This window comes from Streptomyces sp. DSM 106670 (assembly GCF_055792845.1).
The window spans coordinates 5562249-5587603 of record NZ_CM147704.1 but is presented as its reverse complement, the minus strand read 5'-3'; the positions used below and the strand labels follow the sequence as shown (position 1 = coordinate 5587603).

The 25355-nt window shown below is 70.7% G+C and carries 27 protein-coding genes; 15 read left to right on the top strand and 12 right to left on the bottom strand.

All coding sequences use genetic code 11. The features are described 5' to 3' along the window. Nucleotides 1-165: 165 nt before the first annotated feature. Entirely contained in the window at nt 166-2628 is a 2463-nt protein-coding gene (locus tag ACSMXR_RS24880) for an ABC transporter family substrate-binding protein (protein ID WP_473169960.1), read from the bottom strand. Between the two features lie 384 nt (nt 2629-3012). Here ACSMXR_RS24880 and ACSMXR_RS24875 point away from each other — a divergent pair, with 384 nt between their 5' ends. Continuing rightward, nucleotides 3013-4083: a LacI family DNA-binding transcriptional regulator gene (locus tag ACSMXR_RS24875; RefSeq protein ID WP_218524856.1), complete on the top strand. Its 1071-nt coding sequence runs from the start codon at nt 3013-3015 to the stop codon at nt 4081-4083. Nucleotides 4084-4224: 141 nt separating this feature from the next. Then, the gene (locus tag ACSMXR_RS24870) at nt 4225-4689 is read left to right on the top strand and encodes a PaaI family thioesterase (RefSeq protein ID WP_381906385.1); all 465 of its coding nucleotides are present in this window, start codon (nt 4225-4227) and stop codon (nt 4687-4689) included. Nucleotides 4690-4707: 18 nt separating this feature from the next. Here the strand turns inward: ACSMXR_RS24870 and ACSMXR_RS24865 are convergent, their stop codons facing one another. Next, nucleotides 4708-5721, bottom strand: a complete 1014-nt coding sequence (locus ACSMXR_RS24865) for an acetylxylan esterase (RefSeq protein WP_473169959.1) — start codon at nt 5719-5721, stop codon at nt 4708-4710. Nucleotides 5722-5974: 253 nt separating this feature from the next. Here ACSMXR_RS24865 and ACSMXR_RS24860 point away from each other — a divergent pair, with 253 nt between their 5' ends. The 6 genes from ACSMXR_RS24860 (at nt 5975) to ACSMXR_RS24835 (ending at nt 12777) form a co-directional block, all read left to right on the top strand. Further along, the gene (locus tag ACSMXR_RS24860) at nt 5975-7219 is read left to right on the top strand and encodes a sugar ABC transporter substrate-binding protein (protein ID WP_364891567.1); all 1245 of its coding nucleotides are present in this window, start codon (nt 5975-5977) and stop codon (nt 7217-7219) included. A 2-nt stretch (nt 7220-7221) separates the two neighbouring features. Next, nucleotides 7222-8202, top strand: a complete 981-nt coding sequence (locus ACSMXR_RS24855; RefSeq protein WP_137231881.1) for a carbohydrate ABC transporter permease — start codon at nt 7222-7224, stop codon at nt 8200-8202. Continuing rightward, nucleotides 8199-9080, top strand: coding sequence for a carbohydrate ABC transporter permease (locus ACSMXR_RS24850; protein WP_218524860.1), 882 nt, complete (start codon nt 8199-8201; stop codon nt 9078-9080). The genes ACSMXR_RS24855 and ACSMXR_RS24850 overlap by 4 nt, the downstream gene beginning before the upstream one ends. Before the next feature lie 96 nt (nt 9081-9176). Continuing rightward, nucleotides 9177-10403: a glycoside hydrolase family 1 protein gene (locus ACSMXR_RS24845; RefSeq protein ID WP_473169958.1), complete on the top strand. Its 1227-nt coding sequence runs from the start codon at nt 9177-9179 to the stop codon at nt 10401-10403. A gap of 162 nt (nt 10404-10565) precedes the next feature. Continuing rightward, on the top strand, nt 10566-12029 hold the full coding sequence (locus ACSMXR_RS24840; RefSeq protein ID WP_473169957.1) for a glucoamylase family protein: 1464 nt from the start codon (nt 10566-10568) through the stop codon (nt 12027-12029). A 208-nt stretch (nt 12030-12237) separates the two neighbouring features. Further along, nucleotides 12238-12777 (top strand): hypothetical protein, encoded by a 540-nt coding sequence (locus tag ACSMXR_RS24835; protein ID WP_473169956.1) that lies wholly within the window; start codon nt 12238-12240, stop codon nt 12775-12777. Nucleotides 12778-12784: 7 nt separating this feature from the next. On the opposite strand, the gene ACSMXR_RS24830 is transcribed toward ACSMXR_RS24835, so the two are convergent. Then, a complete protein-coding gene (locus ACSMXR_RS24830; protein ID WP_473172444.1) occupies nt 12785-14002 on the bottom strand; it encodes a low temperature requirement protein A in 1218 nt (405 codons plus the stop codon). Nucleotides 14003-14274: 272 nt separating this feature from the next. Here ACSMXR_RS24830 and ACSMXR_RS24825 point away from each other — a divergent pair, with 272 nt between their 5' ends. Beyond that, entirely contained in the window at nt 14275-15135 is an 861-nt protein-coding gene (locus ACSMXR_RS24825) for a lysostaphin resistance A-like protein (protein ID WP_473169955.1), read from the top strand. A gap of 70 nt (nt 15136-15205) precedes the next feature. Here the strand turns inward: ACSMXR_RS24825 and ACSMXR_RS24820 are convergent, their stop codons facing one another. The 5 genes from ACSMXR_RS24820 to ACSMXR_RS24800 form a co-directional block, all read right to left on the bottom strand. Beyond that, complete coding sequence (locus ACSMXR_RS24820; protein WP_137231887.1) at nt 15206-15709, bottom strand: LPXTG cell wall anchor domain-containing protein; 504 nt, start codon at nt 15707-15709, stop codon at nt 15206-15208. 236 nt (nt 15710-15945) lie between these two features. Beyond that, nucleotides 15946-16323 (bottom strand): hypothetical protein, encoded by a 378-nt coding sequence (locus tag ACSMXR_RS24815; protein ID WP_473169954.1) that lies wholly within the window; start codon nt 16321-16323, stop codon nt 15946-15948. Nucleotides 16324-16347: 24 nt separating this feature from the next. Next, nucleotides 16348-16848, bottom strand: a complete 501-nt coding sequence (locus ACSMXR_RS24810; RefSeq protein WP_381853656.1) for a hypothetical protein — start codon at nt 16846-16848, stop codon at nt 16348-16350. A 4-nt stretch (nt 16849-16852) separates the two neighbouring features. Then, the gene (locus ACSMXR_RS24805; protein WP_473169953.1) at nt 16853-17281 is read right to left on the bottom strand and encodes a hypothetical protein; all 429 of its coding nucleotides are present in this window, start codon (nt 17279-17281) and stop codon (nt 16853-16855) included. A 40-nt stretch (nt 17282-17321) separates the two neighbouring features. Continuing rightward, nucleotides 17322-17582, bottom strand: a complete 261-nt coding sequence (locus ACSMXR_RS24800; RefSeq protein WP_364891548.1) for a hypothetical protein — start codon at nt 17580-17582, stop codon at nt 17322-17324. A 93-nt stretch (nt 17583-17675) separates the two neighbouring features. On the opposite strand from ACSMXR_RS24800, the gene ACSMXR_RS24795 reads away from it, so the two are divergent. From ACSMXR_RS24795 to ACSMXR_RS24780, 4 genes are all read left to right on the top strand, one after another. Next, a complete protein-coding gene (locus tag ACSMXR_RS24795) occupies nt 17676-18500 on the top strand; it encodes a DUF5753 domain-containing protein (protein WP_473169952.1) in 825 nt (274 codons plus the stop codon). A gap of 11 nt (nt 18501-18511) precedes the next feature. Further along, a complete protein-coding gene (locus ACSMXR_RS24790) occupies nt 18512-18715 on the top strand; it encodes a DUF397 domain-containing protein (RefSeq protein ID WP_473169951.1) in 204 nt (67 codons plus the stop codon). 47 nt (nt 18716-18762) lie between these two features. After that, nucleotides 18763-18981 (top strand): DUF397 domain-containing protein, encoded by a 219-nt coding sequence (locus ACSMXR_RS24785; protein ID WP_473169950.1) that lies wholly within the window; start codon nt 18763-18765, stop codon nt 18979-18981. A 94-nt stretch (nt 18982-19075) separates the two neighbouring features. After that, the gene (locus tag ACSMXR_RS24780) at nt 19076-19609 is read left to right on the top strand and encodes a GNAT family N-acetyltransferase (RefSeq protein ID WP_473169949.1); all 534 of its coding nucleotides are present in this window, start codon (nt 19076-19078) and stop codon (nt 19607-19609) included. A 105-nt stretch (nt 19610-19714) separates the two neighbouring features. Here the strand turns inward: ACSMXR_RS24780 and ACSMXR_RS24775 are convergent, their stop codons facing one another. Next, nucleotides 19715-19906, bottom strand: coding sequence for a hypothetical protein (locus ACSMXR_RS24775; protein ID WP_364891541.1), 192 nt, complete (start codon nt 19904-19906; stop codon nt 19715-19717). Nucleotides 19907-20331: 425 nt separating this feature from the next. Next, complete coding sequence (locus ACSMXR_RS24770) at nt 20332-21036, bottom strand: hypothetical protein (RefSeq protein WP_240805890.1); 705 nt, start codon at nt 21034-21036, stop codon at nt 20332-20334. A 252-nt stretch (nt 21037-21288) separates the two neighbouring features. Here ACSMXR_RS24770 and ACSMXR_RS24765 point away from each other — a divergent pair, with 252 nt between their 5' ends. Further along, a complete protein-coding gene (locus tag ACSMXR_RS24765; RefSeq protein WP_137231896.1) occupies nt 21289-22056 on the top strand; it encodes a D-Ala-D-Ala carboxypeptidase family metallohydrolase in 768 nt (255 codons plus the stop codon). A 68-nt stretch (nt 22057-22124) separates the two neighbouring features. Here the strand turns inward: ACSMXR_RS24765 and ACSMXR_RS24760 are convergent, their stop codons facing one another. Both ACSMXR_RS24760 and ACSMXR_RS24755 read right to left on the bottom strand, forming a co-directional pair. Next, a complete protein-coding gene (locus ACSMXR_RS24760) occupies nt 22125-22754 on the bottom strand; it encodes an MBL fold metallo-hydrolase (protein ID WP_381853638.1) in 630 nt (209 codons plus the stop codon). Beyond that, nucleotides 22754-23839, bottom strand: coding sequence for an S-(hydroxymethyl)mycothiol dehydrogenase (locus ACSMXR_RS24755; protein WP_473169948.1), 1086 nt, complete (start codon nt 23837-23839; stop codon nt 22754-22756). Before ACSMXR_RS24755 ends, ACSMXR_RS24760 begins: the two co-directional genes overlap by 1 nt. 175 nt (nt 23840-24014) lie before the next feature. Between ACSMXR_RS24755 and ACSMXR_RS24750 the strand changes: the two genes are divergently transcribed. Then, the gene (locus ACSMXR_RS24750) at nt 24015-25280 is read left to right on the top strand and encodes a LuxR C-terminal-related transcriptional regulator (protein ID WP_473169947.1); all 1266 of its coding nucleotides are present in this window, start codon (nt 24015-24017) and stop codon (nt 25278-25280) included. The last annotated feature ends 75 nt before the right edge of the window (nt 25281-25355 follow it).

Below are 25355 nucleotides of genomic sequence, written 5' to 3'. Positions count from 1 at the left end.
GATTCGGGCAGAGCTATGGCGGAGCCATGTGGGGGGGGTGAGGAGCGGTGAAGCGATGAACGGCCCGGGTCAGGGCAGACACCACACTGCCCGCCGGCGGAACCGGCGGGCAAGGGTTTTGAGGTGCATCTGAGCTTGGCGGCGGGAGGGTGTGGTATTTACCCGCTACTTCTTGCGGTCTGCGGGGGAACCTGCCGCTTGCCGGTTCTTGAACCCGATGTCCTGATACCGGGGGGCCGCGAAACCGAACGCCCCGACGTTCGCGAGCTTCTTGTCGACCGCGACGAGCTGCGGGCGCTGGAAGAGCGGAATCGATCCGGCGGCGGCCCAGATCCGGGCGTCCGCCTGCTTCATCAGCTCGCGTGCGGCCTTCTCGTCCAGCTCGGCGGCCGCCTGGTCGAAGAGCTGGTCGATGTGGTCGGTGCCGACCCGGGTGTAATTCTGCTCCACGAGGAGCGACCCGTCGGTGGCGGGCTCCGGCTTGGCGTAGATCGGGCGCCCGTCGGTGGCCGGGTAGGCGGTGGCGGGCCACGAGTAGAGCGCCAGGTCGTACTCGCCGGAGGCGATGTGGTCCTTGAAGTAGCTCTCGTCGGGCACCTTGGTGATCTCCGTGCCGATGCCGATCTTCTCCAGCATCGCAGCGATCTTGTCGCCGACGCTGCGCAGCGACTGGGAGCCGGGTCCGGAGGGGAGCACGAAGCGCAGGGTGAGCGTCTTGCCGTCCTTGCCGAGCTGCCCCTTGGCCGCGGCGGGCGCCGGGGCGGCGGTGCCGACGGGGGCGTACGCTCCGGCGGCGCCGCCGGGCTGCTTGTCCTGGGCGGCCACGGTGCCGTCCTCACCGAGGACACCGGCCTGGTGGAGCAGGGCCGCGCTCTGGGCGGCGGCCGTCCGGGCGGGGGCGATGACGTGGAGGCCCGAGGCGCCGCTCGCGGAGGCGTGGGCGGGGGCCTGGGCGCCGGGCTTGTTGTCCTCGCCGACGATGTAGAGGCCCTCGTCGCGGGAGGCGGCGCTGTCCTCGGAGGCCCGGCCGGCCTTCTTGTCGCCCTTCTCGTCCTCGGCTTCCTCGTCGGCCTTCTCCTCCTTGCTCTCCTTCTCGCTCTTCTCGGTCTTCGCGTCCTTGTCCTCGTCCTTCTTCGCGTCCTCGGCGGTCTCCTTCTCCGCCTCCGCGCCTTCCTTCGTGTCCTTGTCCTTGTCCTCCTTCGCGTCCTTGTCGCCCTTCTTCTCCGCCTCGCTGCCCGCCTTGGTGTCCTTCGGCAGCTGGGCCGCACCTCCCCGGGTCCAGCCGGCGTCCGCCAGCAGGGCCTGGGCCTCCTTGGTGTTCTGGTCGCCGAGCGCCCCGCTGCCGTCCTTGTAGCCGGGCTGGCCCGCGAGGGCGAGGTGGCTGCCGAGCGGCTTCGCCGGAAGGCCGAGCGGCCCCAGCACCGTCTGGGCCAGCTCCTGGCGGTCCAGGGCGCGGGCCACCGCCCGGCGGACCCGGTCGTCGGCGAGCGGGCCGGACTCGCCGTTCAGCGCGAGCTGGGTGTAGGCGGGCTCCAGGGACTTGCGTACGGCGAAGTCGCGCAGGGCCTTCTGCTCGGTGGCGTACGCGACGACGGCCTTGCGGTTCTTCTCCCGGGCGGCCTGCGCGATCTCGGCCGCATCCTCGTCGGAGCCGTGCGCCAGGGCCCAGGAGCGCAGGGCCGCGGCGGGCGTGATCTCGGAGCCCGGGCCGTGGGCGGGCGGCTGGCCGTTGCTGCCCCGGTCGCGGCGGGCGAGGGTGATGCGGTCGGCGGTGGCCGCGTCGATGTCGGCGACGTCCACCGTGCCGTCGGCGAGGGCCTGGGTACGGTCCTTGGCGGCGACCGCCCGGAAGACGAGGGTGTCCAGCTTGGCCTTGTCGCCCCACCAGCGCGGGTTGCGGGCCAGCGTGACCGTGCCCTTGGCCTTGCTGACGCTGCGCAGGACGAAGGGCCCTGCGGTGTTCTTGAGGGTGGTGCGCGCGCCGTCGTTGAAGGCGTCCGGCGAGCCGGTGATCTCCTTCGGGTAGAGCGGCGAGAACAGCGAGCGCCAGTCCGCGTAGGGCTTGGAGAACGTGACCCGCACCTGGAGGTCGTCCGCGCCCCGCTCGATCTTCTCGATCCGCTCGTAACCGGAGTTGCGGGCGGTCCAGAACGCGGAGTCCTTGCCGCTGAGCGCCCGCCACTGGGCGACGAAGTCGGGGGCGCCGATCTCGCGGCCGTCGCTCCACACGGCCTGCTGGTTGAGCTTGTAGAGCACGACCTGCTTCGGCTCGCGCTCGATGACCTTCGCGGACTCCAGGTAGTCCGGGTTGAGCTTCGGCTGCCCTGACTTGTCCATCGGGAAGAGGGTCGGGAGCAGGGCTCCGGTGATCCGGGTGGTGGCGCTGTCCGCGTCCGCCTGGAAGGCGTTGAAGGTGACGGGCAGCGCGTCGACCGCCCAGTTCACCGTCGAACCGTCGGTGACCGTCTCGCGGGCGGCGGGCGCGATGTCCTGGGGCACGCCCCGGGAGGTCTCCTCGCTGCCGGAGCTGCAGCCCGCCAGCACCGGGATCGTGAGCACCCCCGTCGTGAGGAGCGCGAGCGATCGGCGCTTTCGAACCGTCCCGCGCGGGACGCCGACGTGGGACATGGCTGTTACCTCCGGGGCCGGCCCGGACCACCCCGTACCGGAATGGACCGGATAGTGCGTATGTGGTGGCATTTGCAGTTGATCACACTGATTCCTTCCGCCCACTGAAAACGCCCCTGCGCGCGAGGGGGCGGCGACACGGCGGACGGGAGGGCCAAGCTCACCCGCTCGGAGGAACGTTTCGCTCGCCCCCGGCCCACCCCAGCTCGCTCCCAGCCCACTCCCGGCTCGCTCCCCGGCCGCGACCGCGCGTGAGCTGGCGTGAGTCCCGGCACGCCGGATCGAACGGCCTTGCTCCTCTCGCGGCCCAGGATTTAGGGTGAATGCGCTTTCACGAGCCTCGTGATCGCCTCGCGGAAGAAAAGCGGACGGACGGTCGGTCGAGTGAGCGCCCCCACGGTGTACGACGTCGCCGAGCGGTCGGGCGTCTCCATTGCCACGGTCTCCCGGGTCTACCGGAACCCCGATTCCGTACGCGTCCAGACCCGCGAGAAGGTCATGGAGGCGGCCCGTGAGCTGGGCTATGTGCCGAGCGGCAGCGCCCGGGGCCTGGCCAGCCGGACGACCGGTGTGCTCGGGCTGTGCTTCCCGGACTTCGCGGACCAGGACGCCGAGACCGCCGCGGCCGCGAGCGACGCGGACGACGACCAGGCCGTCATGCTCTACTCCGACCAGATCATCCGGGGCATGGAACGGGCGGCCCGGCGGCACGGCTACGCCCTGCTGATCGCGGCCTCGCTGGAGGGCGGGCCGGAGAGCCTGGTGGCGAAGGTCGCGGGGCGGGTCGACGGCTTCGCCGTACTGGCCCGGACCGTGCCGACCGAGGACCTGGAAGTGATATCGCGCCGGCTGCCCGTGGTGATGCTCGCCGGGCCGCGCGAGATCGACCACCTGGATCACATCGTGGTGGCCAACACCGAGGGCGAGCGCGAACTGACCCGCCATCTGATCGAGGACCACGGACTGCGCCGGCTGGCGTTCGTCGGCGGCGGGGAGGATTCGCCGGACTCCCAGGCCCGGTTCCGGGGCTTCCAGGAGGCCTGCCGGGACGCGGGTCTTCCGGTGCCCTCCCGGCCGGAGCTGCGCGCCGGGATGATGACGCAGGCCGAGGGCGCGCTGGCGGCGGACACCCTGCTGGACCGGTCGGAGGGTACGGGGGTGGAGCGGCCGGAGGCGATGCTGTTCGCCAACGACCAGATGGCGGTCGGCGCGCTCCAGGCGCTGGAGCGGCGCGGGGTGCGGGTGCCCGAGGACATCGCCGTGACCGGGTTCGACGGGATCCCGCTGAGCCGGATCGTCCGCCCACCCCTGACGACCGTCCGGCAGCCGATCCGGCTGCTGGGCGAGCAGGCGGTGGAGCTGCTGGTGCAACGCCTGGCCGACCCAGGCCGCGCCCCGGTCTCGCTGGAGCTGCCGGTCTCGGTGACCCGGCGGGCCAGCTGCGGCTGCGGCTGAGCGGGGCGCGTGCCGGTGGGCCGGGCCGCCCCCGCCACGCCTGCCAGGGCCGGTGGGCCGGCCGCCACGCCTGCCAGGCACCTGGCTCCTGACCCCGGCCCCGGCCCCGGCCCCGTACACCGATACCGCCGGAGGAGAGCCATGACCGAGCACGCCCGGCAGGACCGCACGAACCCCGCCACCGAAGCCCGGGTCCGCGACAGCTTCGGCCGCCAGGGGCTGATGCACCACCTCGGCGCCCGCATCACCGAGATCGCGCCGGGCCGCGTCCGTATCGTCCTGCCGGCCCGGCCCGAGGTGACCCAGCAGCACGGTTACGTGCACGCCGGCGCCACCAGCGCCATCGCGGACAGCGCGGGCGGTTACGCGGCCCTGACGCTGTTCGCCGAGGACAGTGAGGTGCTCACGGTGGAGTACAAGATCAACCTCCTCGCGCCCGCCGCCGGCGACCACCTGGAGGCCGTGGGTACGGTCCTGAAGTCCGGGCGCACGCTGACCGTGTGCCGGCTGGAGGTCTTCGGCGTCCAGGAGGACGGCAGCCGCAAGCTCGTGGCCAACGGGCAGCAGACGCTGATCCGGGTGGACGCCCCGAAGACGGCCGCCTGACCCGCGGCGGCCGGGCCCTCAGACGGCCGGGGCCAGCCGCTCCCCGAAGAACCGGGTCCGGTTCGCGTCCAGCTCCGCCGCCTCGGCCGTCATCCCCCGGTACGCGAAGTGCCCCGCCGTCAGCACCTGGAGCTCGCGCTCGCCGGCCAGCGCGTTGTATACGGCGAACTGCCCCGGCGGCGGCACGGACGGGTCGAACAGGGCGGCCGCGACCAGCGTGGGCAGCGTCAGCCGGGTCGCCGCCGTCGCCGCGTCGAAGTAGCCGAGGACATCGGTGACCTCGGGGTGGTCGCGGTGGTGCGCCCGGACCGCCTCGCCGCTGCCCGCGCAGGGCAGGGTGAGGCGCAGCGGGTGGTTGCCGAAGGTGGGGACCGTGAGCTGGGCCGCGCCGAAGCGGTCGTCCCAGGGCAGCGCGAGGGCCCCGAGCCCGCCGCCGAAGCTCTCGCCGAGGTAGCCGAGGCGGGGCCCGCCCGGACGTCCGGCCCGGGCCAGTTCGGGCACCAGTTCTGTCAGGGCGGAGGCGGCGCACCAGAGGTCGGCCGCGCAGTCGCCGATGACGTAGGTGTCGCGGGAGCCGATACCGTGCAGGACGTGCTCGGCGGCCAGGTCCGGGATGCCGTCCACCCGGCCCCGCTCCCCCATGCCCCGTACGCACGGCAGGATCACGGCGGCCCCGGGCAGCGGCGCCGGAAGGTCGCGGCCGGGCTCCTGGCGGCCGCCGTAGCCGTGCCCGACGACGAATCCGTACCGTACGGGCCCCTCGGCGGGCAGGGCGAGCCAGCCGCCGAGCCGGACGCCGCCCACGGAGGTGTAGGCGACGCGGTGGATCCGCACGCCGTCGCGCTCCTCCTCCACCGGGCCGAGGACCGGCCGCGGGTCGACCGCGCGGGCCCGCGCGTACCGCTCCCGCCAGAACGCGTCGAAGCCCTCCGGGGCGGGCGGGGCCGGGATGTCCAGCAGGGCGTCCGGCGCGTCGTACCCGTAGGCCGGGTCGAACGGGAAGTCGTGGGAGAACGCGACGGATGAGGCCATGCGGCGAGGGTAGACGCCGGCCACGCCCCGCAGGCCGCAGGCCCCCGAGCGACGAATCGGTCACATCGCCTGTTGTTCCACAAACAGCGCGTTTACGGTTCAACAACAAGGCGCCGGGATGTCGAGCACGTTGCACGAGTGTGACCCAGCACCCTCTTGCGGATTCCCGAACGACTGGCGCAGAGTGATGTATGCGCTTACAGGCAGCGCATACATAGCGCAGCATCCGGATTGCTCAAGGAGGAGCCCTCCCATGTCCCGCATCGCCAGAACCGCTCCCGCCGGCATAGCGCTCGCGCTCGCCGTGACCCTTTCCGCCTGCGGCTCCTCCGGCGGCGACGTCGCGGCCGACGAGAAGCAGACGCTCACCGTGTGGGCCATGGGGGCCGAGGGCGAGAAGCTCGCGGACGTGGCCGAGGTCTACGAGAAGGCCAACCCGAACATCACCGTCAAGGTGACCCCGATCGGCTGGGACGTCGCCCACCAGAAGCTCGTCTCGGCAGCGGCGGCGGGCACTCTGCCCGACGTGGCGCAGATGGGCGGGAGCTACATGGGCGAGTTCGCCGAGCTGGGCGTGCTGGAGCCGGTGGACGGCAAGGTCTTCGACAAGAAGGACTTCTTCCCGGCGGGCTGGGAGCAGGGCGAGGTGGACGGCACCGCCTACGGCGTGCCGTGGTACGTCGACACCCGAGTCCTCTACTACCGCACGGACCTCGCCGAGAAGGCGGGCGTCGACAAGGCTCCGGAGAACTGGAAGGAGCTCCAGGACCTGGCCGCCGCGTACCAGAAGAAGGCCGGCACGAAGTGGGGCCTGTCCATCCAGCCCAGCGGCCTGGACACCGTGCAGAACTTCTACTCCTTCCTGTACTCGGCGGGCGGCGAGATCGTCAACGACAAGGGCGAGGCGGTCATCGACAGCCCGGAGGCGGTCAAGGCGCTGAAGGAGTACGGCAGTTACTTCGACAAGGGCCTGTCCAACAAGTCCGTGCAGCCCGGCTACGACGTGGTGAAGGACTTCGGCAACGGCCGGGTCCCGATGTTCTTCGGCGGCCCCTGGCACGTGACGCTGCTCAACGAGGGCCAGCCGCAGATCAAGGGCAAGTGGGCCATCGCCAACGTGCCCGCGGACGCCTCCTCCACCTCCATGGCCGGCGGTTCCTCGCTCGTCGTCTCCAAGGACAGCGAACACAAGGCGGCGGCCACCGAGTTCATCAAGTACCTGACCGACACGAAGGGCCAGTCCGACTGGTACGAGCGGACGAAGGACCTGCCCGCCAACACCTCCGCGTGGGAGTCCGGCGTCCTCGCCGACGACGCCGACCTGCAGACCTTCAAGAAGCAGATGGACACCGCCAAGTCCTCGCCGTCCCTGGCCAACTGGACCGAGATCACCGACAAGGTGGACCAGGCCATCGCCAAGGTGACGCAGGGCAAGGCTTCCGCCGAGGACGCGCTGAAGACGGCGCAGTCCGAGATCGAAGGCCTCGTGAAGCAGTAGCCATGGGCACCTCGACCACCACGACCGAGAAGGCCGCGCGGCCCGCGAAGGCCGGGGCCGCACCGTCCCCGGCGCCCGCGGGCGGCGGCCGCCGCAAGCGTACGCTGGGCGTGCAGAACGCGGCGGGCTGGCTGTTCTCCACCCCGTTCCTCGTGCTGTTCGCCGTCTTCATGGCGTTCCCGATCCTCGCCACGCTGGCGATGAGCTTCACCGACTTCGGGCTGCGCAATGTGACGCGCCCGTGGGAGGCGGAGTTCATCGGGTTCGAGAACTACGTCAACCTCTTCGGCGACGAGAAGTTCCTCAAGTCCCTCTTCAACACGGGGTACTTCGTGGTCGTCGGCGTACCGCTGACGATCGGGATCGGGCTGGTCGTCGCCGTCCTGCTGAACAACGGCATCGACCGGGCGCGGACCTTCTTCCGCGTCGGCTTCTACGCCCCGGTGGTCACCACCATCGTCGCGGTCGCCGTCGTCTGGCGGTTCGTGCTCGATCCGAGCGACGGGCTGATCGCCGGCCTCTTCTCCGAAGTGGGCTGGACCGCACCGGACTTCCTCGGCTCCGAGACGCTGGCGATGCCCTCGCTGATCGTCATGGCCGTCTGGCGGAACGTCGGCACGGTGATGGTGCTGTTCATCGCGGGCCTCCAGGCGATCCCCACCGAGGTGCGGGAGGCGGCGAAGCTGGACGGTGCGAGCGTCTGGCAGGAGTTCCGGTCCATCACGATCCCGCTCCTGCGTCCGACGGTCCTCTACGCCACGGTGATCACGACGATCGGCTACCTCAACGTGTTCGAGGAACCGTTCGTGATGACCCAGGGCGGCCCGTCCGACTCGACCCTCACGGTCTCGCTGAACATGTACCGCGAAGGGTTCAACTTCTTCCACATGGGCTACGCGAGCGCCATGGCGTACGTCCTCTTCGTGGTGATCATGGGCATCACGGTGCTCCAGCTCCGACTGCTGAAGGACAACACGAAATGAGCGCCACCAGCAGCAACGCACCGGCCAAGACCCTGGACAAGCGGTCTCCCGGAAAGCGGAGCACCGCACGCCCGCTGGTCTACGTCCTGCTCTCGCTCGGCCTGCTGGTCATGTCGGCGCCCTTCCTCTGGATGGGGCTCTCCGCCTTCAAGACGCAGAGCGAGCTGTCGGCCAGCCCGCCCGTGTGGATCCCCACCGAGTGGACCCTGACCAACTTCCGGCAGCTGCTCGACAAGCTGGACCTGCCGCTGTACTTCATGAACTCGGTGATCGTGGCGGTCCTGGTGACCGTCTCGAACCTGGTGTTCTGCTCGATGCTCGGCTACGCCCTGGCGAAGCTGAAGTTCGCCGGCCGCAACAAGATCTTCGGCCTGGTGCTCGGCGCGCTGATGGTGCCCGGCAACCTGATGCTGCTGCCGCTGTTCGTGCTGATGAGCAAGCTCCAGCTGATCGACAGCTACGCGGGTCTGGTGCTGCCGTTCGCCGCCGGGGCCTTCGGAGTCTTCCTGATGCGGCAGTTCATGCAGTCGATCCCGGACGAGCTGCTGGAAGCGGCCCGGATGGACGGCGCGAGCGAGTGGTACATCTTCTGGCGGATCGTGATGCCGCTGGTGAAGCCCGCCCTCGCGACCCTGTCGATCTTCACGTTCCTGGGCTCCTGGAACAACTTCGTCTGGCCGCTGATCGCGACCAACGACCCCGACAAGTACACCCTCCCCGTCGCCCTGGCGACCTTCGCCACCGACCCCAACAAGGCCGGCGGCTCCAACGGGATGCTGATGGCCGGGGCCTTCCTGATCGTGCTGCCGGTGCTGATCGTCTTCATCGCCCTGCAACGGCACTTCACCCAGGGCATCGCCACGGCGGGCATGAAGTAACCCCCGGACCACCCGACCTCACGTAACGAGGCCGCACCCCACCCCTGAACGACCGCGCGGCCACACCCCACACCACCACCAGAAAGACAAGTCGCGATGACGCACCCCCCTGCCCCGAACCAGCCGACGACGGCTTCCGTGCCGTTCCCCGAGGGCTTCCTCTGGGGCGCCTCCACGGCGGCCCACCAGATCGAGGGCAACAACACCGACAGCGACTGGTGGGTCAAGGAGCACGCCGCCGGCACCCACATCGCGGAGCCGAGCCTGGACGCCTGCGACAGCTACCACCGCTGGCCCGAGGACATGGACCTGCTGGCCTCGCTCGGCTTCACGGACTACCGCTTCTCCATCGAGTGGGCCCGCATCGAGCCGGTCGAGGGCCACTTCTCCCGCGCCGAACTCGCCCACTACCGGCGGATGGTGGAGGGTGCGATCGAGCGCGGTCTGCGCCCGATGGTGACCCTGCACCACTTCACCGTCCCGCAGTGGTTCGAGGCGCGCGGCGGCTGGACCGCCGAGGGCGCGGTGGAGCTGTTCGCCCGGTACGTCGCGGCCTGCGCGCCGGTGATCTCCGAAGGCGTACGGCACGTCTGCACGATCAACGAGCCGAACATGATCGCCGTGATGGCGGGCCAGGCCAAGCGCGGCGACAACAGCTTCCCGCCCGCCGGTCTGCCCACCCCCGACGACGAGACGACCGCGGCCGTCATCGCCGCGCACCACGCGGCGGTGAAGGAGGTCCGGGCCCTGGACGCGGGCATCCAGGTCGGCTGGACCATCGCCAACCAGGTCTACCAGGCCCTCCCCGGCGCGGAGGACGTCACCGCCGCCTACCGCCACCCGCGCGAGGACGTCTTCATCGAGGCGGCGCGCGGCGACGACTGGATCGGCGTGCAGTCCTACACCCGTACGCGGATCGGCCCGGACGGACCGATCCCGGCGGCCGACGACGTCGAGCGGACGCTGACGACGTGGGAGTACTACCCGGGCGCGGTCGGCGAGGCGCTGCGCCACACGGCCGAGGTGGTCGGGGACGTCCCGCTGATCGTCACGGAGAACGGCATCGCGACCGCCGACGACAGCCGCCGGGTCGACTACTACACGGGCGCTCTGAGCGAGGTCGCCTCGGCGCTGGAGGACGGCCTCGACATCCGGGGCTACCTGGCGTGGAGCGCGCTGGACAACTACGAGTGGGGCACCTACAAGGCCACGTTCGGTCTGATCGCGATCGACTGGGAGACCTTCGAGCGCACCCCGCGCGACTCCGCGAAGTGGCTGGGCTCGCTGGGCCGCACCCGCGAACTCCCGCGCACGACAGCGTAATTCCGGCGTCTCCCGGCACTCGGGGGACGCCCCTCACACGGGGAGCCACCTGACGGCTCCCTCCGGCCCGGGAGCCGGCGGAACCTGACGACCGCCGGCTCCCGAGCCGCCCGCACGAGCACTGTTCCCCTCTTCCCCCTTCTGCCACCAGGAGCCGGACCGATGGACCGTCGCACGTTTCTCACCGCCGCAGGGACCGGGGCCGCGGCCCTGTCGCTGGGAGCAGTCACCTCCCCGGCCGCGCATGCCGCCGCCCCGGCCGATCCCCGCCTTCTCAAGCACTGGTTCGTCGACACGTACCGCTCGATCGAGGCGATGACGACCGACTTCGGCCTGGTCACCGACAAGATCGACCTCAGCGGCCCCGGAGCCCCCGCCCAGTCGCCGCAGACCTCCCCGACCAACATCGGCTGCGGCCTGTGGTCGACGGTGGCGGCGGCAGGTCTGGGCGTGATCGGCGAGGGGGCGATGCTCCGGGCCCTGACCCGTACGGTCACGGCGGTCGAGAAGCTGGAGCGCCACCACGGCTTCTGGCTCAACTGGTATGACGCGCACGACGGTTCGGTGCTCACGCAGTGGCCGGGCACGGGCGACCCGGTGCGTCCGTTCCTGTCCTCGGTGGACAACGCCTGGCTGGTGACGGGCCTGCGCATCGCGGCCGACGCCGCGCCCTCGCTGCGACCGCGCATCCACCGCATCCTGGCCACCGCCGACTGGTCGTACTTCTACACGCCGTACGACCCGGCCGACCCGGTGGCGGGCCCCGGCCAGCTGCGCGGCGGCGTCTGGACGGACACGGAGGAGCCGACCCCGCACCACTACGGCGCGCTCAACACCGAGCCGCGCATGGCGAGTTACCTGGGCATCGCGGACGGATCACTGCCCGGCGACCACTACTGGCACCTGCTGCGCACGATGCTGCCGGAGCACGAGCAGGAGCAGAAGCCGGGCGGTGAGTACGTCACGGTCGACGGCGTACGCGTATGGAACGGCCACTACACGCACCGCGACCGGAAGGTGGTCCCCACCTGGGGCGGCTCGATGTTCGAGGCGCTGATGGTGCCGCTGTTCGTGCCGGAGCCGGAGTGGTCGCCGCGCGCCTGGGGCGTGACGCACCGGCGTTACGTACGGGGCCAGATCGACCACGGCCTGCGCGAGGCGGAGTACGGCTACTGGGGCTTCTCCCCCGCCAACGTCCCCGAGGACGGCTACCAGGAGTACGGGGTCGACGCGCTCGGCATGGCGGTCGACGGCTACGCCTCCAACACCGACCGCACCCACACCACGGACGGCGAACCCCTGCCCCCGCCCTCGGCGTTCACCAACGGAGTGGTCACCCCGCACGCCTCCTTCCTGGCCCTGCCGTACGCCCGCCGGGAGGCGGTGGCCAACCTCCGTTCGCTGGAGCGGGACTTCGGGGCGTACGAGGACGGGCTCGGCTTCCGGGACTCGGTGAACGTGTCCACGGGCCGGGTCAGCGACTTCATGCTCGCCCTGGACCAGGGCATGGTCGTCGCCGCTCTCGCCCAGGAGTTGCGCCCGGGCCTGCTGCAACGCCCGTTCCGCACGGGCGGTTTCCGGACCCGGGTGCGACCGCTGCTGGAGCGGGAGCGGTTCTCGATCTGAGGGCGGCGGCTGTCACGAGTGGGGGCAGCCTCTTCCGGTGCGGCATACGGCGGGCCGGGCGCCAGGCGCTGGGAACAGGCAGCCTGGTGGCCGGCCCGGCAGCCGGCGGGGCCCGTACATTGCCGGAAGTCGGCATACCGGGGGCGGGTCACGCCTCCCTACCCTGACGGCGTATCCGGCACAGACACCTGCCGGACAGATTCCGGGGGTGGGTGACACGATGTTTTCGCTGGTCTGGGGAACGTTCGCAACAACGCTGGGCTGGGTCGTCGCGGCAGACTTCCGGGGCGCCGCACACCGTTTCCACGCGTTCTCCCACGCCGCCACTCCGTTCGTCGGGTCCGGAGCACACGTGATCGGCGTCGGCTTCTTCCGCCTGGTGGCGGGGGTGTTCGCCCTGGTCGGCCCGATCGTCCTGGTCACCGGACTCCTGGAGCTGTGGCGCGGCGAGGCGGAAGCGCTCAGCCTGCCGCCGGTTCCCGCCGGGTTCGTCGCGGTGGAAGCCGTGATCGTCGGTGTCACCCTCTGGAGCACCTGGCGGCGGTCCGGCTTCCTGCGCCGCCAGTGGGACGCCGGCAGCGGCCTGCGGCGCACGGCGGTCGCCGGTGTCACGGCGTCGTTGGTCGCCTTCGCCGCGCTGCTCGCCCTCGGCTCGGGGACGTGGATGCTGGTCGCCTGGCTGCTGGGCGGCCTGTGTGGCATCACCCTGCTGTTGAGCGACCCGGCCGACAGAGCGGCGGATGCCTGAGCGGGCCCTACCCCACCCCGATCCCCTCCAGCATGCGCCGCTGATGCTCGCGCCCGAGAGTCTCGTAACCGATCACGGTCACGAAGGGCGCGAGCATCACGACGATCAGGCATACCGCCAACGGCGCTCCCGTCACGGCCAGCAGGCAGCCGGCCAGCAGGACCGCCAGGGTCAGTGCGATCAGGAGCAGGTGGAAGCGGTCGGCCGCCGAGAGCAGCAGGGTGTGCAGCAGGTAGACCACCAGGAGATAGAGGGCCACCGGGAGGGCCAGGGCGAGGACGACCGTCGTCTCGGGGATCTCCGTGTGGTGTTCCAGGTAGAGGCCCGCCACGTGCAGTCCGGACCCGGCTCCGGCCACGCCGATGAACAGCGGGATGTGGCCGTAGCCGAAGAGGTAGCCGCGGTTGCGGCGGCGCTCCAGGACTTCGCCGAACGGGGTCGTGAAGTAGACCCACCACATGCCGAAGGTCAGGCCGACCCCCGCGACCACGACGGCGATCGCGTTCCCGGTCCAGGCCGTGCCGTCGGCCCCGCCGAGCAGTTCGCCCGAGGAGGCGACCGTGCCGACCACGCTCTCCCCGAGCACGATGATCGCGAAGAGGCTGTACCGCTCGGCCATGTGGTGCGGGTGCCACGGCGTGCCGCCCGCGGCCCCCTGGGCGAAGGCCGGCAGGGCCAGTTCCAGTGCGCCGAGGACGACGAACGCGGCGAACACGGCGTAGACCGGCAGTCCTACGAAGGCCAGGACGACCCATCCGATCTGGGCGACCACCGTCCAGCGGATGTTGGCCAGACACACGCCCCGGTACTCGGGGGCCTCCCTGGCGGCACGCGCCCACTGGAGCACCATCGCGATCCGCATCACGACGTACCCCGCGACCATCGCCCGCAGTTCGAGGTGGCCGCCCTCGTCGACGGAGTGGAACATCGCCGGGAGGCCGAGCGAGAAGACGACGACCCCGATCATCTGGACCATCGTCAGGACCCGGTAGAGCCAGTCGTCGGTGGCGAAGGCCGAGGCGAACCAGCTGAAGCTGATCCAGGCGACGCTGATCGCGAACATCGCCATGACGAACGCGATGACCGCGTGCCCCAGGTGTCCCTCGGCCAGAAGCTCCGCGAACTGGGAGGACGCCGTACCGACCGCGACGACGAAGGTCAGGTCGAACAGCAGCTCCAGCGGTGAGGAGACCCGGCCGTCCTCCTCGGGGTCACGTCCGGCCATCGGGGCGAGGCGGCGCCGACGGGCGCGTCTGCCGTGGTCGTCGTCTTTCCGCGGGTGCTCAGGCATGCGGCCATCATTTCTGACGCCATGTCATGCGGGTGGGCAACACGCGCCGCCTCCAGCGGCCTCAGGCGGGGAAGCGGTCCGGGCGGCCCCACGACGGCTGACCGGTTCCTCCGTATGGAGCAGTCCCTCCGCCCCGGACGCGCGCGGCCCGGACGCCGGAGAGAGGTTGATCGGAGCAACAACGTGCCGATCGAAGGAGTGGGTGGATGAGGCGGGAAGATTCCGGACGGACCACGAACAGTTCCGGTACGGCGGCACCGGAGGGTTCCGGGCTCGCGGCAGTCCTGGCCGTGGCGGCGTCCTTGATCGTCGGTCTGACTGTCGGGCACCTCTTCGTACGGGAAGCGGGGATCGAGTCCGGCACACACCGGGAGATCGCCCTGTGGTCCATCGCGGCCTTCCTCCCGGCTCTGGTCCTGCTCTCGATCTGGGTGAGGGTCAACGACGGCCGAAGTCTCCTCGGCCTGTGCTTCGGTGGCCGGCACCGCCTGCGCAAGATCGCGCTCGGTGCCGTGACCGCCGCCGCCTTCTTCCTCGTGCTCAATACGGTGACCGGGATCATGGCGGGAGACGGACCGGACGGGGAGGCCGGGGACGGCACATCCGCCTCCCTGGCCATGGGAGCGCTGCTGCTGCTCGGAGTCGCCGTCCAGTCCTCCACGGAGGAGGTCCTCTTCCGTGGATACCTCCTTCCCGTCCTGAGCCGTCGCTGGGGAACCGTGGCGGGCGTTCTGGGCAGTTCGGCGCTGTTCGGGTGCGCGCACATGTTCAACCAAGGGGCCTCGGCCTCCTATGTGCTGATGACGTTCCTGCTCGGCGTGGCCCTGGCGGTGTGGGCGACCGCGGACGGCGGCATCTGGCGCACCTGCGCCTTCCACACCACGTGGAACTTCATCCCGAGTCTGTTCAGCCCTGAAGAGGGGACCTCCAGCAGCGCGGGCGCGGGGCAGACCGTCGCCGCCGTCGTCGTCCTGGCCGCCGTGATCCTGTGCGCCCTGTGGAGCCTGCGCCGCGCCCGCCGCACTTCCGACCGGTCGGCCGCGCCGGAGGCCGGAGTCCTTCCCTGAGTTCGATCGGCGACACCAGAAGGGCGGGGCCCGGCAGGCGACTGCCGGGCCCCGCCCACTACGTAACGGGTCACCCCTCCTGAGCGCGGGGCTTACGCCGATGGCGCCAGGCGTAGAGACCGGCCCCGCCGATGAGGGCCGCGCCGGCGAGGGCGTACCCCGTGCCCACCTGGGAGGTGACGGACCCTCCGACGCCGGTCCTGACGTGACCGTGGGGGGTGCGGGTCACCGTGAGGCGCGCGTACGCCTTCTGGCCTCCCTCGCAGACGATGCTCACGTCGTAGTCGCCGGGCTCGGTACGCGAGGGCACGGTGAACTCGCCCTGCAGGGACGGGCTGTCCGCGGCGGGCCCGAGCTTGAACATGACATTGCCTTCAGGGCTGGCACTACTGGCCCCCGTAGCGGACATCTCGTCCCCGCACGCCGTCGTGGTCGCATAAACCGTTGCCCCCGCCCGTACGGTGGAAGGGCTCAGTTCGAGCCTGCCCACCGGCTCGGCACTCGCCTGCCCCGCCATCAGCACGGAAGCGGCGGTGGCGAAGGCAGCACTGGCGGTGACGACCGATGCTCGCATAGCAGCCCATCCCTCCACGGTTCGGCGTGCCCGGGAACCGCTTCGGTCCCCGCTCAGGCAAGCCCCGTACCCCGAACCAACCTCACCGGCGCGCGGCGCGCACCCTGGCGCGGGCAGCAGGGGTATCGACCTGACCGCCACGCGAAAGCGAGGGAATCCCGGACACGGTGGCACCTGGCACCTTGGTCATACACCCTCACCTTTCATCACATGCTGTTACCACTCATTACGAATCGTCACATGCCGTCACGCGGTGCGAGATGCGGGTGCTCCCGCGCGAGTTCGGCGTCCACCGCCGCGAGCGTCGGATCGACGATGTCCCAGTCGTGGGCGGAGGGGTGGTCGACGTACAGCCCGCACGCGTCCTCGCCCCGGGGGTCGACCGCACCGCACCAGGCCAGCTCCGCCAGGGTCGCCCGCTCGCCTCTCCAACGGGCCCAGACGGCGGTGTGGTTCGCGTCGTCGTCCCATAACGCCATCGCGTGGTCGCCGTCGTGCTCGGCGGCCAGCTCGCAGAGGAGGTACCCGGCCTCCGGGCGACGGTCGCCGGGAGCGGCGAGCCGGATCACGAACTCCGGGGGCGGCAGCAGGGTTACGGCGGTGCACTGGTTCATGGGGCGGGAGTCCTCCGGTCGCCGTCAGGGCGCGTCGGTATCGGGAACGTCGGGTACGTCAGGTGCGTCGGGCGTGCCAGATGTGTCGGGCGTGCCGGGAGCCTCGTCCTCCGAGACGAGTCGCCGGACCTCGCTGTGGACGTGTTCGGCGATGAGGTCGCCGAGCGGGTCGGTCACCGAGAAGGAGTGCGGCCCGGGATGGTGGTCGAAGTACGCGCACAGGGTCACCGCGCGGGTCGCCAGCTCGCGGAGCACGGCGGGGCACAGGGGCAGCGTGTCGAGCCGGTGGACGCGGTGGGCTCCGGTCCCCGACCAGAGGAACCACAGGTCCCGGTCGTCCGAGGTGTCCGCCGTCCACAGGTGCGCGGCGTGCTCGGCCGACTCGTCGTGGTCGCCCAGCTCGCACAGGACGAAGTCCTCCGGCTCCACGATGTCGGGCGGATGCGTGGGCCCGCCCTCCATGGTGGCGAGCGCCAGCAGCGTTTCCGGGTACGGGACTTGGGTCACGGCGGTGCACTGCAGCATCCGGTCAGCCCCCTTCCGTACGGGGCGGGACCTCGTGGTTCGCCGAGGCTTCCGCCGCCCACCCGCACAGGTCCACGGGCCACGCGCCGAGGGTGACGCGCAGCCCTACGAAGGGGTCGACCACGGTGAGCAGGGCGGGCCGACCTGATTCCAGCGCGTTCATGGCGTGGTCCTGGCTGCCGTGGTCGCCCGCCCACGCCCGGAGCGCCTCGGGGGCGTCGGAGCCGTGGAAGGCGACCGGCCGGACGTCCCGCGCCCCGAGCCACGGGGCGGCCGGGAGCAGGTACCGCCCGTGCCCGTCCGCCAGCCGCAGGGCCTGCCGCCGGAGCCAGCGAAGGACGAGCCGACGGTTCGGCAGCGCGACCCCGCCGAGCCGGAGGGCCCGGCCGCCGGCCTTGACCGTGACGGCCGCGACGTAGTCCTGATTCCTCATGCGGCGCACCCCCGCCCGCCGTCGACCGGTACGGCCGCCCTCACAGCACTTCTCCCCGGCTCCGGGCGTTGAGCCGTGCCGTACGGGCCCGTAACTGCTCCATGAGCAACGCGGGCCGGACGTAGCGAGGTTCGACCTCCCACTCGCGCCCGCCGCCGACCGGCCGGAGGGACCAGTACGGCCCGGCGACGCCCTGGAACTCCCCCACGCGGTCACCGCGACTGGTGTCCGCGAGGAGAGCCCCGGGGGACGGGACTTGTGGGGGCCACTCCGTAATCGGGCTGGCGTTCTCGCCGTACACCGTTCGCTCCTCTCTGTAGCCGAACGACTACCGGGGCGACTCAGCGTGGCCTAGCGTGGAGATGTCTTCAACGTTTCGGATCTGGGGGATACGTTGGTCAACCGTAAAGAAGTGAACCCTGACGGGGGCCCGGAGGCTGCCTACGGAGCACGTCTGCGGAGGGAGCGCGAAGCACGGGGCTGGAAGCAGGACGATCTCGGCGCGCGCATCGGTTACACGGGGCGGCACGTTTCCGGCGTGGAATTGTGCCACAAGTCCCCAACTCGCAAGTTCTCGATCGCCGTTGACGTGGCGATGAGCTTTACGGGAACCGCTGATTCGTTCGAGCGCGAGTGGCGCAAGATCAAGCACGGGGTGCTGTTGCAGGGCTTCCCGGAGTACGTGGCGCTGGAGGGCCGGGCGGCGGAGATCCGGCTGTTCGAGGTGGGCGTCATCCCGGGACTGTTGCAGACCCGGGAGTACGCGGAGGCGCTGGCACGCGGGGCGGTCGACCGAGGAGTCATGACGCCCGAACAGGCCGATCATCGCGTCTCGTTGCTCATGGAGCGGCAGGGCGCACTGTTACGGACCGTGCCGCCGATGCTGATCGCGGTGCTGGACGAAAGCTGCATCCGCCGGCCGATCGGCAGTCCTGCCGTGATGGACGCCCAGTTGCAGCATCTGGTCGACTTCGCCGCGCAGTCCCACACCATGCTGCAGATCGCACCTTTCAGTGTCGGTGAGCAGCGCCCCTTCGATCGGCTGGTGAATCTGCTGACGCTCCAGGACCGGTCCGCGGTCTCCTACGTCGAGTCCGAGACGCAGGGGCATCTGGACCGCGAACTCAGCTCTGTCATCCCGATGGTGAGGGCCTACCATCAGTTGCAGGCTGTGTCTCTGTCGCAGACAGATACCGTGGACATGATCCACCAGCATTGAAAGGGCACCCTGTGACGACCGAATCCACGACCCCGCAGTGGGTCAAGTCCTCTTACAGCAACAGCGGTTCGTGCGTCGAATGGGCCCCGCGCACCGCCTCCACCACCGGCATCGTCCCCGTACGCGACTCCAAGAACCCCGGCGGCCCGGCCCTCACCGTCCGCGCCGCCGCGTTCAGGACGTTCATCGCGGGTATCACGTCAGGCGAGCTGTAACACCCACCGCAGCCACGACCGAACAGCAACGAAGGGGCGGCCCATCGATGACGACCTGTTCCACGACCCCGCAGTGGGTCAAGTCCTCCTACAGCGACAACGGCGGCACCTGCGTCGAGTGGGCCCCGCGCACCGCGTCCGCCACCGGCATCGTCCCCGTACGCGACTCCAAGAACCCCGGCGGCCCGGCCCTCACCGTCCGCGCCGCCGCGTTCGCCTCCTTCGTGGCGGGCGTCAAGGCCGGGGGCTTCGACGTCACCGCCTGACCCGCACCGCCGCCACCGCTTCCGGCTACGCCCCACCGCGCCCCCGCGCACGGTGGGGCGTCCCGCTGTCAGGGGCCCGGCCTACACTCCCGGTGTGACCGTCATGGAGCCGGTGATCCGCCCGGCCGTCCCGGCCGACCTGAGTGCCGTCGCCGAGATCTACACGTACTACGTCCGCCACACCGTGATCACCTTCGAGGAGAACCCTCCGCCGGTAGCCGCCTGGCACCAGCGCCTCGACGACCTCGCGGCCCGCAACCTGCCGTTCCTGGTCGCCGAACTGTCCGGCGAGGTCGTGGGCTACGCGTACGCGGCTCCTTGGCGTCCCAAGCCCGCCTACCGGAACACCGTGGAGAACTCGATCTACCTCGCCCCCGACCGCACGGGCCGGGGTCTCGGCGGAGCGCTGCTGAAGGCCTTGCTGGCCGCCTGCACCGGGACGCACGTACGTCAGATGATCGCCGTCATCGCCGACGCGGGCACGGACGCCTCGGCCGCGCTGCACCGCCGTCACGGCTTCACGGACGCGGGCCGGCTGGCCGCCGTCGGCTACAAGCACGACCGCTGGGTCGACACCTTGCTGATGCAGCGGACGCTTGACCGCCCGGTTCCGGACGCGAGCTCCTGAGCGATCCGGCAGGAGACGCCCCGGCCCTGACGGCCCGGAGTTGGACCCATGCGGCGGCGTCGCGCAGCGTGGACCGCTCGACGTCCGGAGCGGGTCCGGAGCCGGTCAGGACTCCGGAGCAGCGGCCTTCCTCCTGGCGCGAGCGCGGCCCACCGCCTGGTTGGCGGCTTCCAGGACCGTCATGACGCCCATGACCGTGATCAGGCGCAGCCACCACGGAAAGTCGAGCGACTCCGCGCACACGAAGACCACGACGACCGACACGACGAGTACCACCGTGAACGGAAGGCTTTTCACCTCACTGTTCGCAGCGGTCGTCCCCGGGATATTCACCATGCTCGAAACACGCCTTTCCTGTGACGGACGACGGAAGAACTCGCGGCGTTCCGCAGCGAATTACCGGACGTCACCCGGAAACGGCACATGGCAGTGCACACTTTCATTCCCCCGTGTCCTTCTCCTGCTGATGAGCCACGTGACGGCGATGTGGTCAGCATCGCGCGCGGCAGCTCCCGACCCTATCCGGAGCCGGTCATCGCCTCAACCGCGACAATACTGTGAGCGTTCGCACAGCGAGGAGAGGCAACCCCAGCGGAATTCCCGGACTCCCGCCTGCCGGAATTCCCCGCTTTCCGCCCACGTCGTTACGAGACACGATGCCGCGCCCGTACAACACGTATCGCCGGAAGCACGAACTGACCGGCCTTGGCCGAACCCGTCGCTCAGCAGGCCTGCTGCGGACCCGAGTTGACCGTGCCGACGCGTCCGATCACGGTCTCGTCCCCGAGGCCGGCGCCCGCCGAGCGCGCGATGTAGCAGGAGTACTTGGTCCGGTTGATCACTTCGAGGTGAATGTGAGCCCCCGTGTCGCCGTTGACCTGGTAGCAGGAGGAGTAGCGGAACCTGCCGGTCTGCCCCAGCCGGGTCCAGGGGCCCACGGTGGCGCCCACCGCGATCGATCCGGGCTTCTGGTCGACGTGCATGACATCGGCGCGGCCCACGACCGTACCCGTGGAATCGTCACGGGCCTCCAGGCCGATACGCCAGCCGCCGTCGGCGAGGTTCCCGGTGGCGCAGCCGGGGGTGACCGTGACCACCCGTACGGTCACGGGACTGCCCGCCGAGGTCTTGCTGCCGAACGGGGAGACCACCGTCGCTCCGGGGTTCTGATAGATGTCCACCGCCCAGTCGTTGAGGTAGCCCCAGTTGGAGAAGACGCGGTGGTGGGAGGAGGGCGGAGTCTGACCGAAGCGGTCCCAGATGGAGGCGCCCTGGATCGGCGGATACACGGAGATGGTGGCGGCGGCCAGCGGCCGAGCCTGCGACTGGGAGGCCTCCTGCCCGTGAGCCGTGGGGGCGGCCAGCAGGGAGACGGAGGCGAGCAGTGCGGTCGCGAGGACGTGACGGGCGGCGGTTCGAAGACGCACGGGGGCTCCCGACATGTGTCTGTTGGTGGGGGGCAAGCTACGGGCGTACGAGTCAACCACCGCCGCGCCCCGTCCATCCGCCCGGCGGCTGGCAGGTTGCGGACAACTCACGCCCCGCCCGGACCCCCAACCGCGCAGGCGGACGGCCTCCTTGCACATAGTTGTCATGCGCTTGACACCTACAGGGACAGCGCAACAGGCTCGGAACCCCCCGTTCCAGTGGACTGCCTGACGACGAAGAGGTGCACCCTCATGCGATCACGCCCCATCGGATTCCTGCTCGCCACCCTCGCGGGCGCGGCACTCGTGCTCGGCGGCACCACCGCCACCGCGACCGCCGCCCCCGAATCCGCGCCCTCCGGCAACGTCGGTACGGCCGACGCCTGTTACACCTGGAGCGGCACGCTCCGGGAGGGTTCCAGCGGTGAAGCGGTACGGCAGCTCCAGATCCGGGTCGCCGGTTATCCGGGCACCGGAAACCAGATCGCCATCGACGGAGTGTTCGGCCCGGCCACCAAGGCGGCCGTGACGCGCTTCCAGGCCGCGTACGGTCTGGCCGCCGACGGCATCGCGGGCGCCCAGACGTTCAACAAGATTTACCAGCTCCAGGACAACGACTGCACCCCGGTCAACTTCACCTACGCCGAGCTGAACCGCTGCAACTCCGACTGGTCCGGCGGCAAGGTCAGCGCCGCCACCGCGCGCGCCAACGCCCTGGTCACCATGTGGAAGCTCCAGGCCATGCGGCACGCGATGGGCGACCGGCCCATCACCGTCAACGGCGGCTTCCGCAGCGTGTCCTGCAACAGCGCGGTCGGCGGGGCCGCCAACAGCCGGCACATGTACGGCCACGCGGCCGACCTCGGCGCCGGGCCGCAGGGCTTCTGCGCCCTCGCCCAGGCCGCGCGCAACCACGGCTTCACCGAGATCCTCGGCCCGGGCTACCCGGGCCACAACGACCACACCCACGTCGCCGGAGGCAGCGGCCGCTTCTGGTCCGCGCCCAGCTGCGGCATCTGACGTCACGGCGCTCCACTGACGTACGGGGCCTGCGGTCAGCTGACCGCAGGCCCCGTACGCCGTTGTGCTCAGTGGCCGCGTTTGATCCAGTCGTCGAGCTGCGGGGCCTCCGCGCCGATGGTGGTCGGGTCGCCGTGGCCGGTACGGACCGCCGTGTCGCCCGGGAGCGTCAACAACCGGTCGCGGATCGAGTCGATGATCGTGGGGAACGACGAGAAGGACCGGCCGGTGGCGCCGGGGCCGCCCTGGAAGAGCGTGTCACCGGTGAAGACCGTCCCCAGCCCCGGGGCGTAGAGGCAGACCGCGCCGGGGGCGTGGCCCGGGGTGTGCAGGACCGTGAGCGTGGTGCCCGCCACGGTCAGCTCCTGGCCGTCGGTCAGGGGCCCGTCGGGGGTGTGCTCGGGGTGGGTCTGCTGCCAGAGCGGCAGGTCGTCGGGGTGGAGCAGGATCGGGGCGCCGGTGGCCGCGGCGAGGGCGGGGGCGGCGTCGATGTGGTCGTTGTGCGCGTGGGTGCAGACGATGGCGCGCAGTGTCCGGCCGCCGAGTGCGGCCTCGATGGCGGCCGGGTCGTGGGCGGCGTCGATGACGATCGCCTCGGTGTCGTCGCCGACAAGCCAGACGTTGTTGTCGACGTCCCACTCGCCGCCGTCGAGGGCGAAGGTGCCGGAGGTGACCAGGTGGTCGATACGGGCGGCCATCAGAAGACCACCACCGAGCGCAGGACGGTGCCGTCGTGCATCCGGGCGAAGGCCTGCTCGATGTCGCCGAGCCCGATCGTCTCGGTGACGAACGCGGCGAGGTCGAGGCGGCCCTGCTGGTGGAGGTCGACGAGCATCGGGAAGTCGCGGGAGGGCAGGCAGTCGCCGTACCAGGAGGACTTGAGCGAGCCACCGCGGCCGAAGACGTCCAGGAGCGGCAGCTCCAGCTTCATGTCCGGGGTGGGAACGCCGACGAGGACGACCGTGCCGGCCAGGTCACGGGCGTAGAAGGCCTGCTGATAGGTCTCCGGGCGGCCGACGGCCTCGATGACGACATCGGCGCCGTTGCCGCCGGTGAGCGCGCGGATCGCCTCGACCGGGTCGGTGGTACGGGAGTTGACGGTGTGGGTGGCCCCCATCTTCTTCGCCGTCTCCAGCTTGCGGTCGTCGATGTCCACCGCGATGATCTTCGCCGCTCCGGCCAGCCGGGCACCGGCGACGGCCGCGTCACCGACACCGCCGCAGCCGATGACCGCGACCGAGTCACCGCGGCCGACCTGACCGGTGTTGATCGCGGCACCGATGCCCGCCATGACACCGCAGCCCAGAAGTCCGGCGACCTCGGGAGCGACCTCCGGGTCGACCTTGGTGCACTGCCCGGAAGCCACGAGAGTCTTCTCCGCGAAAGCGCCGATACCGAGAGCGGGCGACAGCTCCGTACCGTCCAGCAGCGTCATCCTCTGCTTCGCGTTGTGCGTGTCGAAGCAGTACCAGGGACGGCCGCGCAGACACGCACGACACTGACCGCACACCGCACGCCAGTTGAGAATGACGAAGTCACCGGGGGTCACGTCCGTGACGCCCTCGCCGACCGACTCCACGACACCCGCCGCCTCATGACCGAGAAGGAAGGGGAACTCGTCGTTGATACCACCCTGCTTGTAATGCAGGTCGGTATGACAGACACCGCACGCCTGGATCTTCACGACGGCCTCACCGGGACCGGGATCCGGGATCACGATCGTCTCGACCCTGACCGGCTCGTTCTTCCCCGGCGCGATGACCGCCTGGACTTGCTGCGACATGCCGTTTCCCTGCTTTCCGTGGTGAGAGGTCGACCACCGGCACGGGCGGAACCGCCCGCGCGACGCTCGTACCTCCAGCCTGCCTACCGAATCGGGGATCGGCAGCCAACCAATGTGGCATTTCACCTACCCGTTCGGGTAGCTCATCGGAGCCCTCCGGGATTACCGTCGGCATATGTCCGACTCACTGCCCGCTCTCCCCGGTGCCGACCTCGCTTCCCATATGGCCTCCGTGGCGACGGCGGGCCTCCGGGACGTGGCCGATCGCCTGCACACGGCCCTGCGGGAGGTGTGGCCGCACGACGCGCTGGTGATCTTCACCAAGGAGTGCACCGGCCGGCCCAGGAAGAAGGCCGGCGACCCGCTGATCACCGAGGGGGTGACGATCTCCGAGCTGGACTCGCTGCGGGACGGGGCCTCCCCGGGGCTGTGGACCGGTGAGGCGGTGCTCGGTGGCCGGACGAGGCCGGTCGCCCTGCTCGGAGCCGACACCGGAGCGCTCCTCGTCCTCTGCGGGCCCCGTGACCCGGTGGTCGCCGACGGCCTGGCGCACACGCGCGCCCTGTGGGACGTGGCAGCCGCCTGTATCGCCCACCTCGTGGCCGAGGCGCGTCCCGACTACCTGCGTGAGTCCCGTGCCGCCACCCAAGAGCGGCTGGAGGTGACCGCCGAGCTGACGGACCGCCACAGCACCGACCTCGAATCCCTCCTGGCCGTGCTCCGCGGCAGAAAGCTCGACGACGCGACCGCCCGGGCACGGGCCATCGATCTCGCCGCCGACGCGCTCATCCGGACCCGGACCGGCGGCGACCTCGTGGTCTCCATCGCCGAGGAACCGGTCGTCACCGCCTTCGAACGCCTCCGGAGCGACCTGAGCCCACTGAGCCGCTACCAGTCACTGCAGATCCAGTTCGTCGAGCCGCCCTCCGACGGCCGCGCCCTGCCGGGCGAGGTGGCACACGCCGCGCGGGCCATCGTGCGCAGCACCGTACTGCTGATGCGGGAGCAGGAGGAGGTGACCAGGGTCAGGGTCCAGTGGAACTGTGACGGGACGAACCTGCTCGTGTCGGTACGCGACGACGGCCCCGGCCGCCTGAACCGCGAGCTTCCGGCGGTGCGCCAGCTTGTCGCCCGTGCCGCGTCGCTCGGCGGCCTGCTCGACCTGGAGGCGATCGACAACTGGGGTTCCCGGGTGGAGGTGCGGTTGCCGCTGGACGCCTCGCAGTCCCTCGAACAGCTTCCCGGGTCCTGGGGCCTGCGGCCACGGGAGATCGAGGTGCTGCGGCTGCTCACGGCCGGTGAGCGCAACCGCCAGATCGCGGCCCGGATGGGCATCAGCGAGAACACCGTCAAGTTCCACACGAGCAGGATCTACCGCAAGCTCGGCGTCACGTCCCGGGCCGCCGCGGCGACCGTGGCCGCCGAGGCCGGTCTCCGGTAGCGCTCGGCGCGGATACCGGGTGGGCGGGCGTCCGGGCGGCGCTGGCACGGGCAACGGCCGACCGGAACTCCGGCC